The following is a 13,325-nucleotide window of genomic DNA, read 5'->3' as shown; positions in this document are numbered from 1 at the left end:
TCGAAGGTTCATCAAAATGCCCCTGTTTACCGGCGTCGTGCCACCTGTCGTCACCCCGCTCAATGCCGATTTCAGCGTCGATTTCCCGTCGTTCACGCGCACCATCGAGAACCTGCTCGACGGCGGCGTCCACGGGCTGTTCGTGCTGGGCTCGACCAGCGAGGTGGTCTTCCACGACGAGGCGGGCCGCAGGGCCGTCCTCGAGCACGCGGTCAAGGTCAATAACGGCCGGGTTCCGATCTTCGCCGGTGTTATCGACCCGACGACCGACCGCGTCATCAACCACGCCCGCATCGCCAGATCGGCCGGTGCCGACGCCATCGTCGTCACCGCGCCGTTTTATACCCGCACCAGCCAGCCCGAGATCGGCGATCACTTCCGCTACATCAAAGATGCGATCGACATTCCGGTCATCGCCTACGACATCCCGGTCTGCGTGCACGTCAAGCTGGAGCGCAAGACCACGGTCGGTCTCGCCAGGGAAGGAGCCATTGCGGGTATCAAGGATTCCAGCGGCGATGACGGCAATCTGCGTTACGTGCTCAAGGACATGGCCGACGATCCCGGTTTCTTCGGCATGACCGGTTCCGAGATCCTGGTCGACAGCGTGCTGGCGATGGGTGCGCATGGCGTCGTGCCGGGCCTCGCCAATGTTGACCCGCATGGTTATGTCAGGCTGTGGAAGCTGACGCACGCGGGCCAGCTTGCCGAAGCCCGCCTGGAGCAGGAGCGGTTGTTGAAACTTTTCGAGATCGTCTGGATCTCGCTCGGCAGGACCAGCGCCGGCTCGGCCGGCGTCGGCGCCTTCAAGGCGGCGATGAAGAGCCTCGGCATCATCGCCTCGAACACCATGGCGCGGCCGCAGCGCAGCCTGAACGAGCAGGAAACCGCAAAGATCGACATGATCCTTCGCGATGTGGGGCTGCTCCGCTGAGCGCCACGCCGATCCTGTCGATTTCCGGCCTGCGCGCGGTGTTCCGCATTGCGGGGCGCGACATCGCGGCGGTAAGGGATGTCGACCTGACGATCGGCTCCGGCGAGACCGTGGCGCTCGTTGGCGAATCCGGGTCGGGCAAGTCCGTCACCAGCCTGTCGATCATCGGATTGCTGCCGAAAAGGGTCGGACATATCGCCGAGGGGTCGATCGCGCTGCGACGCAAGAACGGCACGCTCACCGAACTGACCAGCCTCGATACGGAGTCGCTGCGCAAGATACGCGGCAACGAGATCGGCATGGTGTTCCAGGAGCCGATGACCAGCCTCAACCCGGTCTACACGATCGGCGAGCAGATAGCCGAACCGATCCGCATCCATCTCGGCAAATCGCACCGCGAGGCAGAAGCAGACGCGGTGCGGCTGCTGGAACAGGTCGGCATTCCCGATCCGAAGCGGCGGGCGCGGCAGTATCCGCACGAACTTTCGGGCGGGATGCGCCAGCGCGCCACCATCGCCATGGCCCTGTCCTGCGATCCGGGCTTGCTGATCGCCGACGAGCCGACAACGGCATTGGACGTCACGATCCAGGCCCAGATTCTCGATCTTTTGGCCGAGCTGCAGGCGCAGCGCGGCATGGGCATCCTGTTCGTCACCCACAATCTCGGCGTCGTCGCCAAAATCGCCGATCGCGTAGCGGTGATGTATGCCGGGCGTATCGTCGAAACAGGTCCGGTGAGCGAAGTGTTCACCCGTCCGCGTCATCCCTACACCGCCGGGTTGATGCGCTCGGTGCCGCGGCTCGGCCAGGCCACGGCACTGAAGCTGGCGGGCACGCCGCTGCCGACCATTGCCGGAAATGTTCCGTCGCTCGCGCTGCTGCCCAAAGGCTGTTCCTTCGCGCCGCGCTGCCCGATGGCTATCGCTGCCTGCCGCGCCGCAGTCCCGCCCTTGTTTGCGGCGACGCCGACCCAGCAAAGCCGCTGCCTGCGTTGGGAGGAGCTCTGATGGCCGACGTTCCCTTCCTCTCGGTCAAAAACCTGACCAAGCATTTTGCGCCGACAGCATTCTCGCGTGCCCCGGTGGTCAGGGCGCTGGAGGACATTTCCTTCGATGTCAGGCGTGGCGAGGTGGTCGGCCTGGTCGGCGAGTCCGGCTCCGGCAAGACCACGATCGGCCGCTCGGTGCTGCGTCTGATCGAGCCGACATCCGGCCAAATCACCTATGACGGCACCGATATTACCAGGCTGGGTGCCGCCCAGTTGCGCCGCCAGCGTCGCAAGATGCAATATATTTTCCAGGATCCCTTCGCCAGCCTGTCGCCGCGCATGACGATAGGGCAGATCCTCACCGAAGGCCTTGACATTCAAGCCATTGGCAAGAGGTCCGAGCGGCGGGCGAAGGCCGCGAAGGCACTTGCCGCGGTTGAGTTGCCGTTCGACGCCTATGACCGCTACGCCCATGAATTCTCGGGCGGCCAGCGCCAGCGCATCGGCATCGCCCGGGCGCTGACGCTCGAGCCGGAATTCATCGTCGCCGACGAGCCGGTCTCGGCACTCGACGTCTCGATCCAGGCGCAAATCATCAATTTGTTGCGCGACCTGCAGCTCCGGCTCGGCCTGACCATGCTGTTCATTTCGCACGATCTGGCCGTCGTCGAGTACATCTGCGACACGGTCATCGTGCTCTATCTCGGGCGCATCATGGAGGTTGCGCCGGCGGCCGAGCTTTATGCCCGACCGCAGCATCCCTACACGCGTGCGCTGCTGTCAGCCATTCCATCGCTCGATCCGCTGGCGAGGCAAGGCCGGCAGGTGCTCAAAGGCGATATTCCCAGTCCGGCGAACCCGCCGTCGGGCTGTGTTTTCCGAACCCGTTGCCCGTTCGCGTTGGAGGCTTGCGCCGCGGCCGTGCCGCCACTGAGGGCGACAGCCGACGGCCATCTGAAGGCCTGCATTCGCGACGACATCGCTTAGGAATAATTGCCCAGACAACGGTCAAACAGGTCCCCAATCCCAGGCGTTCATCGACATCCACCGCCCGGTTTCACGAAGCTGTTATTGTCGTTCCCGTCATTGAAACGTCAGCGATGCCGACCCATATGCACGCTGCGCCGGATGTTTCCTCCCATTCGTCCGGCGCGTTCCCCTCTGAAGGTTTTCGACCTTCACATCTGGCCGGGCTTTGCAGCCCGGCCTTTTTTCTACGGGGTTGGTGAGCGAGCCGAGATCATGGCGCAGGCGTGCCCAGCGTATCGATGCGTTTCGCCAGCGCCGCGGGATCGCCAAGCACACCGACCGTCTTCAGCCGAGCGGTGCCGCCGGCGACGATCGAGACGACCGAAGCGGCCACGCCAAGCGCCTTGGCGACCAGCCTTTCCAGCGCTCGATTGGCGGCCCCGTTTTCCGGCACGGCGCGAACGCGAGCCTTCAGATGGCTTCGCCCATCCGCGGTCGTTTCGGCCCCCTCGAGCCTGTCCATCGCTGATTTCGGCGTCAGCCGGACGAACAGGTCGATACCGTCGCCGCGCGTCCGGAACGGCGCGCGCATGGGACGCCTGCACTCAGACGACCAGCGAAAGCACGGTGGTGAGCAGGAACTGCCGGATGAAGAACAGGATCAGCAGCAGGATGATCGGCGAGATGTCGATGCCGCCGAGATCGGGCATGAAGCGGCGGATCGGCCGCAGCGCCGGTTCGGTCAGCCGATAGAGCATGTTGCTGATGGTATCGACGAACTGGTTGCGGGAGTTGACGACGTTGAAGGCGTAGAGCCAGGAAAATATCGCCGAGGCGATGATGATCCACCAGTAAAGGTCAAGCGCCATGACAATGGTCTGAATGAGGGCGATCATGCCGGTCTCCGATTGTTGCCGACATGTAGCCACTGTAGCTGAAAGCGGCAAGAGCCGCGTTCCGACGCGTGGGCGAGGCGCACGAACGGCCGAACGGCATTTCGGCAGCAAGCGCAGCCTTGACAGGAAACCGCAGCGGCCGATAAAAGCCCCATCCGCTGGACGGGGCTGTAGCTCAGCTGGGAGAGCGCGTCGTTCGCAATGACGAGGTCAGGAGTTCGATCCTCCTCAGCTCCACCAGCGGATTTTTCGAACCCCCCGTGAATGCTGAGGAAACCTTTCTCGGATTCCATGGGTTTTCAGATCAAGCAACCGAATGCATCGCGGGGCCTCTGCCGGCTTGGCACTGTCGTCGCCGGGTGGATTCACATCGGCGACGTAAAGGCCCTCTACACCAATAGCGTATGCGGCCTATTGCCACTGCGCCTCCTCCTTGCCAGACTTGGCCCGTCTTCAAAACCGAGGGGAATTCACCATGACCGGCACGACAAGACGTGATTTTGTAGGTCTTACAGGAGTGGCAGCGACTGCCCTGGCCGGTGCTGTTGCAACACGAGCTACCGCTGCCGAAAGTGACCTATCGCCATCGTTCGATGAGGTTCTTCAAGAGTACAATCTAAACAACACAGAAAGGACTAGATCAAAGCTGGCGATCTATGTCGTCCTTTCTCATCTGCACGCCAGCCTCGAGAAGGAATTTAGTGACCTTGGGCTAGAGCTGCCTCTAGGAAAAAAGGCGGTGCCATCGAATCTGCCGGCCAATTTCGAAGACGCGCAGGTTGCACCCCTTCCGTGGCTCTTCAAGCCCTCGGAAGTTACCGACCACGAACGAAACGGCTATGCGACGATTGCAATGCGAATGAACGCAGTGATGGCAAGACACACCGCTGACGTGAGTGTCGGGGTTTCGCATATCATGTCGCACAAGGGATAACCGCGACCTTGCCGGCGAGCACGGCACGTCAGGCGAGCACAACGCCGGCCGGCGATTTGTTGTTGCGGGCGAACCGATTACCTGTTTTCGCGAGGCGACTGCGCTGCGAGAGTCCTCACAATGGATAAATCCTTCCGGGACGCGCCGCGCGAGATAGCAAAGCTCTCGGCACCCCGGCCAGTGGGAATTGTCGGCCGTCCGCGCGTAGTGGCGCTGCTTTCGCAGGCCCTCGACAGCGGTGCATGCTGGCTGGCTGCGCCTGGTGGATACGGCAAGACCACCGCGGTGATCGACTTTCTGGAACACGGCGGGCTGGAACACGGCGGGCTGGAGCAAGGCGAATCGGCGTACAACTGGTATCGGGTCGACACCGAGGACCAGGACGTTGCGCGGCTTTTCCATTATCTGACGCTGTCGCTCGACGGCAGGCATGCCGGCATGCCGGTCTTTGGTCCGGAATATGCCGACAATTCCGACGATTTCGCGCGGCTGTTCTTCCGCACCTATTTCTCGCGGCTTGATCCGGGCACGATCCTGGTCCTCGACGATCTGCATCGTGCCGATGCACCAGGCTTTCGCCGGACGCTGGCGATCCTGTTGCGCGAACGCCCCAATACCGTCCGCTGCATCTGCACATCGCGGATGCTGCCCGAGGGCGATGTCGCCGACCTCGTGCTGTCGGGACAGTTGCCGGTCCTCAACCAAACGCTGCTGGAGTTTTCGCCTGCGGAGGCTCGCAACCTCGTCACCGCCCGCTCGCAATCGCCGTCCGAGGTCGGCGACATTTCGGAGGCGCGCGGCTGGGCGGTGGGCCTTCTCCTGCTGGCCAATGCTGGAATGTACTACCCGCTTTCGCAGACCGGCCTTGCCGGAGGCGCCGGCCTTCGGGAGATTGTCGGACGTTATTTCCTGCGCGACATCGCGCCGGAGGACCAGGATCTGCTGATCAGGCTCAACCTTCTGCCGGAGATCAGCACGGACCTTGCCGATGCGTTCCTGGGATCGCCGCAGGCTGCCCGCCTGCTGCTGCGGCTGCAGCATCGCCAGCTGCTGATCACGCGCGACGGTCCGGGCGGCACCGCCTTCCAGCTGCATGACTTGTTGCGCGAATACCTTGCCGGCCTACTGGACCGGCGCGTGACGGAAGCGGACCGTTCCAGGCTACGCGAGCAGGCAGCAAAGGTCCTGCACGAGGCCGGCAAAACCGACGCGGCAATCGTGCTGGCGTTGCAGGCGGGCGCCTGGCCGCTGGCACGCCAGCTCATTCTGGAGTGCGCTAACGGCGTTCTCTCGCAAGGGCGCAGGGCCAGCTTCGTCGAATGGTGCAACAGGCTGCCCCCCGACGAGATGGACGGGTGGGTCCATTATTGGCTGGGCGTCGCCTTCGCGTCGGACGATGCGAAGGCCGAGCCGCACTTCTCCAAGGCATGGCAAGCATTCGAGAACACCGACATGCGCGGCCAATGCCTGACGGTCGCGCGGGCGGTCGTAGTCAAGACGGCCAGCTGGCGTACGCATGAGGGGCTGGCGGATTGGACGCGCCGAGCCTCACAGGTTCTTGCCAAGGGGTTGCCGGAATTGGATCCGGAGGAACTCATGATGGTCAGGCTCGGCATCCTGCGGGCCGTCGATTTCGCCGAACCTGGCGAATTTGACGCCCATGACGCGAAGCGCCTCGTGAATGATATCCAGCAGCGCCTGACACATCTGCCGATCGAGGATTCGGTCGAGTTGCGCCTGCTGGCAAGCGAAGCGCTCATCGACTACGCGACCTCGTCGGGGCAGCGCGACATTTTTGCCAATGTCGTGGACAGCGTTGCCGCCGATCTCGAACATCCGGATATCCCACCGCTGGTGCTCGGCATGTGGCTGGTGTCCTTTGGCTCGGCCAGCGGCCGTTACTTCCCCTATTCGCGGCGCGGTTTTGTCTATGCCTCGGCCGAGGATGCGTTGCGACGCGCAACGGCGATAGGCGAGCAGCACGCCTTACGGGGCGTCGAGTTCAGCGCCCTCTACCAGCTCCAATTGCTGATGAAGCTTCACAACAGGTTCTCGGAGTTCAATGCGCTGGTCTCCCGACTGGGCGAGATCGCGGACAGCAGGTTCACCACCCAGGTCGCGGTCGTCGCCGACTGCCATGCGGCGATGCACACGCGCAACGGCGACTTCGCCAAGGCCTATCTCGACTGCGATGTCTTCATGGATGCGATCGAGCGGGCGAACGAGCCGATGATCGAGCGCTGGCCGCATTACGTCACCAAATACCAGGTCCTGCTGGCCGACCGGCGTCCGGCGGAGGCGATTGCGCTACTTCAGGGGATCGCCGAAAGGCTGAGCGGCGGCCCTCGCCAGCGTGTCGAACTCAGCATTCTAGCCGCACGGGCCCTGGAGCAGAAGTGGAACGGCGGCGCGTCCTATGGCACTCGTCTGGCTGAATTCATGGCGGCATTGCGCGAGGTCAATCCCTCGGCGATCTTGCTCAACCTGCCGGACTTGCTAGCCGAGCTGATCGCCGATGCGCTGGAGCGAAAGATCGATGTCGATCTCTGCCGCCGCGTCGTTCGGGCGCGATATCTGGTCCCGCCCGCTGGTCGCCCCGCCCAGTGGCCTTGGCCGCTCAGGATACACTTGATGGGAGGCTTCCGCCTCGAGATCGATGGCGCCGAGGTCGCGCCCGGTGCCAAACCTACCCGCGCTCTCGACATATTGCGCATTATCTGCCTGTCGAGGGATCAGGTCTGTTCGGTGGAAACCCTGCAGGATTGGCTCTGGCCCGACCTCGACGGCGACCAGGCCAAAGCGGCCTTGGAGCAGGCGCTGCATCGTCTGCGCAAATTGCTCGGGCAAGGCGAACTCGTAACGCTGAGAGAAGGCCGTTTGCGGCTCGCTGCCGACAAGGTCTGGATCGATCTGCAGGATTGGGAAGACCGGCTGAAACCCGTTCTGTCGGGCCAAAGAGACAGCGCAATCGAGGAGCAGGAGATGCTGCTGGAAGGCTTTGTCGGCCCGCTTTTCTCGAATGGCCCGACGCCCGCCTGGTCGAACGCCGCGGCCGACCGGGTGCGGGACGGGTTGGTGGAGCTTGCCGTGCGGATCGCCAAACACTGGCAGAGCCGAGGCAACGCAGATCGGGCACGCCAAGCGTGCCGGCGTGCGCTCGATTTCTACCCGGAATCGGCCAAACTCCATGGCACGCTCATCCAGGAGAGCCTCTCCAGAAACGACCACGCCGGCGCCATCGAGGATTACCGGCGCTATGAACGCGCGCTCGCTTCGACCGGCGATGACGAGCCCTCGCCTTTGCTGCGTTCGCTCGTGCGCCCGTTTCTCTAGACCGGTTCATCGTTTCACGGAAACGCCGAACCGCTCTATCTCTTTATTTTTTCGCAGTTCCGGACGGAAAACCGTTCCACACTTTTCCTGGAATTGCTCTGGCGCAGCTCAGAACTCTGTAAGCCGTCCGTAAGTCGCGGTCTGGGAACCTCGGCCCGTCGATCAAAACCGATCGCCGGAGGCCTGAAGCCCCCGATACCAACACTCACAGGAAGGAAAAGGTCATGCCGTATACTGCCAGAGCAACTTCGAGAGTGCGTGCCGGCACCATCCGCGCTGGAGCCACAAGACTTTCCGACCAGCTCAGGATCGGGCCTTGGTCGCTCCTCTCGCCCGAAGCTGTCATACAGCAAAAGTACAACTCCCTTGGAGGCGCCGGCTTCGCCGAGATCGACAGGAAGGAGACTGGAAAAGCCTGGTATCTCAAGAACGGCTCATGCATTTGTTACAACGATGCCATGCACGACGCCTTTGAGATCCACGGCGACATCTACAGGAAATGGATTGCGCTTGGCGGTCTCGCGTGGGGCATTCCCTGCACCGACGAAACCGGAACTCCCGACGGCGTCGGGCGATACAATCACTTCAACAACAATACCGCTTCGATCTACTGGACACCGAATACCGGTGCTCAAGCGATTTGGGGGGCAATTCGCAGCAAATGGGCAGCAATGGGCTGGGAGCGCTCGGTTCTCGGCTATCCGGTCACCGACGAAACCGGAACTCCCGACGGCGTCGGGCGCTACAACCATTTTGCCAATGCCGGCTCGATCTACTGGACACCGAACACCGGAGCCAACGTGGTGTACGGTGACATCCGCAAGAAGTGGGAAAGCCTGGGCTGGGAACAGTCATATCTGGGGTACCCAACCACCGACGAGACCGAATTTGCCGACGGTGGCCGTGCCAATCTGTTTGAAAACGGCGGCATATACTGGTGGCCCGACACCGGCGCGATCGACCTTCGAGATGTCGTCGTCCACTATACCGGCCTCCATTGCTTCGGCGAGACCGACTGGGATCAGGGGTCGAGTGCGGACGAGCCCTATGTCATCGTCAGCGTGACAACGCCGCAGATGGCCGACACCAAGCGCAGCCAGGTCTATGGCGACGTCGATGCGGGAGATACGAGACCCGACCTGATGGAGGTCTATCGAGGCAAGCCCTACGGCATCAATATCGGTACGGTGCTGATGGAAAACGATTTCGGCGATCCAAACAAGTACAAGGACGAAGTGCAGAAGGTCGTGATGGGCGTCCATACGGCGGGTACGCTGGCTTTGGGCCTCATTCCGGTGGCAGGACCTATCATTGCCGCAATAGCCGGCCCGGCCCTGGGATCCTTGATGCCATCGATCGGCGGCGCCATCAGCGATCTCTTCGATTGGGGCGATGACAGGATCGGGAGCGCGACAGTGACCATCTCCGCAAAGCAGATGGTGTTGCTCGCGGCACGTACGAACAATACCACCTTCAGCGGGATTGGGTTCAAAGTGGAAACGCCCCTGATTTCCGGCGAAGGGGCGTCCTACAAAGCCTATTTTGGCTTTGTGCCTGCCTAGTCTAGGCCAATCGCCCCGGCAAAAAAGCTTGCCGGGACAATCAACTTACCAGCCCCGCCTTCCGTTGGCGGGGCTGACGTTCGCGACTGAGAGATTTATTTCCGTAGCGGTCGTCACAAGGCGGTCCGGATGCGCCAGCGGCCGATCAGCATAGCGGGCAGTCACCTCAACGACACTGCCGCAGCCAGCGAGGCCGAGCCGGGACCGACAGAACCGGATCAGGCGGCGCGCAACCCGACGCCATGACGGCCGACATCAATCAGGATAGAAGAGAACCGTGACAAGAGCGGGCACGCATCACACCAGTCCGCGCTTGGCCATCATTGCTTCCGGTGAAGGCATCTTGCCGCGGAAGGCGGTGTAGAGTTCTTCGGGATCCTTCGAGCCGCCGGCGGCGTAGATGTTCTTGCGCAGCCGCTCGGCCAGCGCCGGATTGAACGGATCGCCCGTCTCCTCGAAGGCGGCGAAGGCGTCGGCATCGAGCACTTCCGACCACATGTAGGAATAATAGCCGGCCGAATAGCCGTCGCCGGCAAAGATGTGGCCGAAATGCGGGGTGCGGTGACGCATGGCGATGGTATCGGGCATGTTAAGCCCTTCCAGCGTTTCGGCTTCGAAACGAAGCGGCTGGTCCGGTGCATCCGGCCGGGCGTGGTAAGCCATGTCGACCAACGCCGAGGCAGTGAACTCGACCGTGGCGAAGCCCGCGCCGAAGGTGCGCGCCGCCAGCATCTTGTCGACCAGCGCCTTTGGCATCGGCTTGCCGGTCTTGACATGCAGCGCATGTTTTTCCAGCACCGCCGGTACCGTCAGCCAGTGTTCGTAAAGCTGCGAAGGCAGTTCGACGAAATCGCGGCTGACCGAGGTGCCAGCGACCGACGGCCAAGTGACGTCGGTCAGCATGCCGTGCAGAGCATGACCGAATTCATGGAACAGCGTCTTGGCTTCATCGACCGACAGCAAGGCGGCCTCGCCGGCCGGCGGCTTGGCGAAGTTCATGATGTTGTAGATGACCGGCTTCGAGCCAGGGCCAAGCCTATAACCGGATTTCAGCGCGCTCATCCAGGCGCCGGAGCGCTTCGAAGGCCGCGCGAAATAGTCGGCGAGGAACAGGCCGCGCTCGCTGCCGTCGGCATTCTTCACCACGAAAACACGTGCGTCCGGATGCCAGGTGGCAATGCCCTTCTTTTCTTCGAAAGAAATGCCGAACAATCGTGTTGCCACATCGAAACAGGCGTCGATGATGCGGTCTAGCTGCAGGTACGGCTTCAGCTCGGCCTCGTCGAAGGCGAATTTCTCTGCGCGCAGCTTCTCCTGATAGAAGCGCCAGTCCCAGGCAGCGAATTTTTCGTTGCTGCCGGCCTCGGCCGCCAGCCGCTGCAATTCGGCTTGGTCGCTTGCGGCCTTTTCCACCGCCTTTTCCCAGACCGGATCGAGCAGCGCGTGCACCGCCTCCGGCGTCTTGGCCATAGTATCGTCGAGCTTCAATGCGGCGTAGGAAGCATAGCCGAGCAGCTTCGCCTTCTCGGCGCGCAGCCGCAGCATCTCGCGCACCACTTCCGTGTTGTCGGCAGCGCCGCCATTCTGACCACGCATGATGAAGGCGCGGAACGCTGTCTCGCGCAGATCGCGGCGTTCTGAGAAGGTCGAGAACGGCTCGTAGATCGAACGCGACAGAGTGACGGCGTAGCGGCCCTTCTGGCCGCGCATCTCGGCGGCTTCCGCCATCGAGCTCTTCAGGAATTCCGGCAGGCCGGCAAGGTCGGCTTCGTCGAGGAACAACGCCCAGTCGCGCTCGTCGGCAAGCACGTTCTGGCCGAAATTGGTGCCGAGCGACGACAATTCCTCGTTGATCGAGGCCAGCCGCCTCTTGCCTTCGGCGTCGAGCATGGCGCCGGAGCGAACGAAGTTTTTCCAGGTCTTTTCCAAGACCCGCAGCGTTTCGGCATCGAGCTTCAAAGCATCGCGGCGCTGATGCAGGTGGTCGATGCGGGCGAACAGGCGTTCGTTCATCGAGATTGCCGAGAAGTGCCGCGACATCTTCGGCGAGATGTCGCGCTCCAGCGCCTGGATCGCCTCGTTGGTGTGGGCGCCGGCGCGGCACCAGAAGATCGACGAGACATGGTCGAGAGCCTCGCCGGCAAGCTCGAGCGCGGCAAGCGTGTTTTCGATGGTCGGCGTCCCGGTGTTGCCGGCAATCGCCTCGATCTCGGCTTCATTCGCCTTCAGGGCCGCGTCGAAGACCGGAGAAAAATCGCCATCGCCGATGCGCGTGAAATCGGGCAGGCCGAGCGGCCCTTGCCATGCGGTCAGCGGATGGGCAGCGAGGTCGACGGTGGACGGCATGGCAAACTTTCGCTGAGTGGCGGGAGAAGATGGATCGTCACCGATGTAAGGCGTCGGCCGGTTGCGCGCAACAGCGGGTCCCGTTCATGGTTCCGTCAGTAGCCGTCGCAGTTTTCGGCAATCGCGGCTTGCGAACTGGCCCTGATCTGGTCGTTGGCGACCGCGAAAGTCTCCTGCATCAGCATGTCGTTGCTGGGAAAATCATAGCAGGCGATCACAGTGGTGACGCCGCCCTCCGTCTTCTCGATCCGGTGGCGGATTTCGGCCCCGGCGACGGCGCCCTGCCACTCGGCGATCGAGGCGATGAATTCCTGCTTGCTTTGCACGACGCCGAGGTCGTCGAGCTTGATGCGGACATTGTCGGCGAGCAGGTCCGACAATTCGGTGCGGTCGGCGACCAGCAGTGCCGAATACCAGCGGTCTATGATCGCGCTATCGTCGGCGCGGACGATATTTGCTGAGCACAGCAATACCGCCGCCGCGAACGCGAACCGAGCTCGCATCATGCCTCGTCTCCTACTCCGTCTCCGGCCGCTCGAAATCGCCCGTGTCCTTGTTCATCACCCAAAGCTCGCCGGTCGAAATATCGAACCAGGCACCGTGCAGCGACAGCCGCCCCTTGCCTTCGAGGATCGAAACACAAGGGAAGGTGCGCAGATTGGCTATGGAATAGCGGATCGAGATGCGCTCCAGCGCCGTCTGGCGCTCGGTCGCGGTCATGAAGGTGCTGGACGATACGGTCTCGGCCGCAGGCGCGATCAGGCTCATCCACTTGCCGATGAAATCGCCCGGCGACAGGGGTGCGGCCGTGGTGTCGAGTGCCGCGCGGATGCCGCCGCAGCGGCCGTGGCCCATCACCACGATGTTCTTGACCTTGAGGCTCTGCACGGCAAATTCGAGCGCTGCCGATGTCGAGTGGAACTGATCGTCGGGCGCATAGGGCGGCACCAGATTGCCGACATTGCGCAGCACGAACAGCTCGCCGGGCCCGGCGTCGAAGATCGCTTCGGGCGCGGCCCGCGAATCGCAGCAGGCGACGATCATCGTTTCGGGTGCCTGGCCCTCCCGCGCCAGCGAGCGATAACGGCCGCTTTCGGTGAGATAGCGGCCGCTCATGAAACTGCGGTAGCCGGTGAGAAGATGCTCGGGAAGATGGGGCATGGGCAGCGGTGGGAGCGTTTCCGGGTTGAAGGCAGCTCGGGTCAATCCCGAAAGGCTCTAGCGCATCGGCCCGAAAATCGGAACCGATTTTCGGAAAGCGTGGAGCGTAGGTCCAAAGCGTGGAGCTCACTCTGCCCCAAGTGGACGGCACCTCGCTCCAGCCACATCCCGACAGTCGAGGCAACTGAACCCGGCCGGCGTA

The 13,325-nt window shown here is 62.7% G+C and carries 11 protein-coding genes and 1 tRNA gene; 7 read left to right on the top strand and 5 right to left on the bottom strand.

Annotated elements, in window-relative coordinates; genetic code table 11:
• The first annotated feature begins 16 nt into the window (after nucleotides 1-16).
• From NKH80_RS22905 to NKH80_RS22895, 3 genes are read left to right on the top strand one after another with little or no spacing between them, the layout of a single operon-like run.
• Nucleotides 17-934 (top strand): dihydrodipicolinate synthase family protein, encoded by a 918-nt coding sequence (locus tag NKH80_RS22905; protein ID WP_352993615.1) that lies wholly within the window; start codon nucleotides 17-19, stop codon nucleotides 932-934.
• Entirely contained in the window at nucleotides 931-1,941 is a 1,011-nt protein-coding gene (locus NKH80_RS22900; RefSeq protein ID WP_352993704.1) for an ABC transporter ATP-binding protein, read from the top strand. Before NKH80_RS22905 ends, NKH80_RS22900 begins: the two co-directional genes overlap by 4 nt.
• A complete protein-coding gene (locus NKH80_RS22895; protein ID WP_352993613.1) occupies nucleotides 1,941-2,909 on the top strand; it encodes an ABC transporter ATP-binding protein in 969 nt (322 codons plus the stop codon). Before NKH80_RS22900 ends, NKH80_RS22895 begins: the two co-directional genes overlap by 1 nt.
• A 253-nt stretch (nucleotides 2,910-3,162) precedes the next feature.
• Here the strand turns inward: NKH80_RS22895 and NKH80_RS22890 are convergent, their stop codons facing one another.
• Both NKH80_RS22890 and NKH80_RS22885 read right to left on the bottom strand, forming a co-directional pair.
• Complete coding sequence (locus NKH80_RS22890; RefSeq protein ID WP_352993611.1) at nucleotides 3,163-3,483, bottom strand: DUF167 family protein; 321 nt, start codon at nucleotides 3,481-3,483, stop codon at nucleotides 3,163-3,165.
• 13 nt (nucleotides 3,484-3,496) lie between these two features.
• The gene (locus NKH80_RS22885; RefSeq protein ID WP_023678162.1) at nucleotides 3,497-3,787 is read right to left on the bottom strand and encodes a YggT family protein; all 291 of its coding nucleotides are present in this window, start codon (nucleotides 3,785-3,787) and stop codon (nucleotides 3,497-3,499) included.
• Between the two features lie 164 nt (nucleotides 3,788-3,951).
• Between NKH80_RS22885 and NKH80_RS22880 the strand changes: the two genes are divergently transcribed.
• From NKH80_RS22880 to NKH80_RS22865, 4 genes are all read left to right on the top strand, one after another.
• A tRNA-Ala gene (locus NKH80_RS22880) sits at nucleotides 3,952-4,027 on the top strand.
• Nucleotides 4,028-4,262: 235 nt separating this feature from the next.
• Nucleotides 4,263-4,721: a hypothetical protein gene (locus NKH80_RS22875; RefSeq protein ID WP_352993609.1), complete on the top strand. Its 459-nt coding sequence runs from the start codon at nucleotides 4,263-4,265 to the stop codon at nucleotides 4,719-4,721.
• A gap of 120 nt (nucleotides 4,722-4,841) precedes the next feature.
• Nucleotides 4,842-8,054, top strand: a complete 3,213-nt coding sequence (locus tag NKH80_RS22870; protein ID WP_352993607.1) for an AfsR/SARP family transcriptional regulator — start codon at nucleotides 4,842-4,844, stop codon at nucleotides 8,052-8,054.
• A 224-nt stretch (nucleotides 8,055-8,278) separates the two neighbouring features.
• Nucleotides 8,279-9,616, top strand: coding sequence for an LGFP repeat-containing protein (locus NKH80_RS22865; protein WP_352690254.1), 1,338 nt, complete (start codon nucleotides 8,279-8,281; stop codon nucleotides 9,614-9,616).
• 297 nt (nucleotides 9,617-9,913) lie between these two features.
• On the opposite strand, the gene NKH80_RS22860 is transcribed toward NKH80_RS22865, so the two are convergent.
• The 3 genes from NKH80_RS22860 to NKH80_RS22850 all read right to left on the bottom strand — a co-directional run bounded on the left by NKH80_RS22860 (nucleotide 9,914) and on the right by NKH80_RS22850 (nucleotide 13,123).
• Complete coding sequence (locus NKH80_RS22860) at nucleotides 9,914-11,962, bottom strand: M3 family metallopeptidase (RefSeq protein WP_352993605.1); 2,049 nt, start codon at nucleotides 11,960-11,962, stop codon at nucleotides 9,914-9,916.
• 95 nt (nucleotides 11,963-12,057) lie between these two features.
• Complete coding sequence (locus NKH80_RS22855) at nucleotides 12,058-12,465, bottom strand: nuclear transport factor 2 family protein (RefSeq protein ID WP_352993701.1); 408 nt, start codon at nucleotides 12,463-12,465, stop codon at nucleotides 12,058-12,060.
• Nucleotides 12,466-12,478: 13 nt separating this feature from the next.
• Nucleotides 12,479-13,123: a carbonic anhydrase gene (locus NKH80_RS22850; protein ID WP_352480025.1), complete on the bottom strand. Its 645-nt coding sequence runs from the start codon at nucleotides 13,121-13,123 to the stop codon at nucleotides 12,479-12,481.
• Nucleotides 13,124-13,325: the final 202 nt, after the last annotated feature.

Origin of the sequence: Mesorhizobium sp. M0904 (genome assembly GCF_040319475.1) — a bacterium.
In the GTDB taxonomy this organism is placed as follows: domain Bacteria; phylum Pseudomonadota; class Alphaproteobacteria; order Rhizobiales; family Rhizobiaceae; genus Mesorhizobium.
The sequence above is the reverse complement of the archived record's forward strand: the minus strand, read 5'-3'. Positions and strand labels throughout refer to the sequence as shown.

Bases quoted from the DNA above. Each gene is read 5' to 3' on its own strand.
- NKH80_RS22860 (WP_352993605.1), bottom strand. From the start codon at position 11,962: ATGCCGTCCACCGTCGACCTCGCTGCCCATCCGCTGACCGCATGGCAA.
- NKH80_RS22895 (WP_352993613.1), top strand. From the start codon at position 1,941: ATGGCCGACGTTCCCTTCCTCTCGGTCAAAAACCTGACCAAGCATTTT.
- NKH80_RS22875 (WP_352993609.1), top strand. From the start codon at position 4,263: ATGACCGGCACGACAAGACGTGATTTTGTAGGTCTTACAGGAGTGGCA.
- NKH80_RS22890 (WP_352993611.1), bottom strand. From the start codon at position 3,483: ATGCGCGCGCCGTTCCGGACGCGCGGCGACGGTATCGACCTGTTCGTC.
- NKH80_RS22885 (WP_023678162.1), bottom strand. From the start codon at position 3,787: ATGATCGCCCTCATTCAGACCATTGTCATGGCGCTTGACCTTTACTGG.
- NKH80_RS22870 (WP_352993607.1), top strand. From the start codon at position 4,842: ATGGATAAATCCTTCCGGGACGCGCCGCGCGAGATAGCAAAGCTCTCG.
- NKH80_RS22905 (WP_352993615.1), top strand. From the start codon at position 17: ATGCCCCTGTTTACCGGCGTCGTGCCACCTGTCGTCACCCCGCTCAAT.
- NKH80_RS22850 (WP_352480025.1), bottom strand. From the start codon at position 13,123: ATGCCCCATCTTCCCGAGCATCTTCTCACCGGCTACCGCAGTTTCATG.
- NKH80_RS22855 (WP_352993701.1), bottom strand. From the start codon at position 12,465: ATGCGAGCTCGGTTCGCGTTCGCGGCGGCGGTATTGCTGTGCTCAGCA.
- NKH80_RS22865 (WP_352690254.1), top strand. From the start codon at position 8,279: ATGCCGTATACTGCCAGAGCAACTTCGAGAGTGCGTGCCGGCACCATC.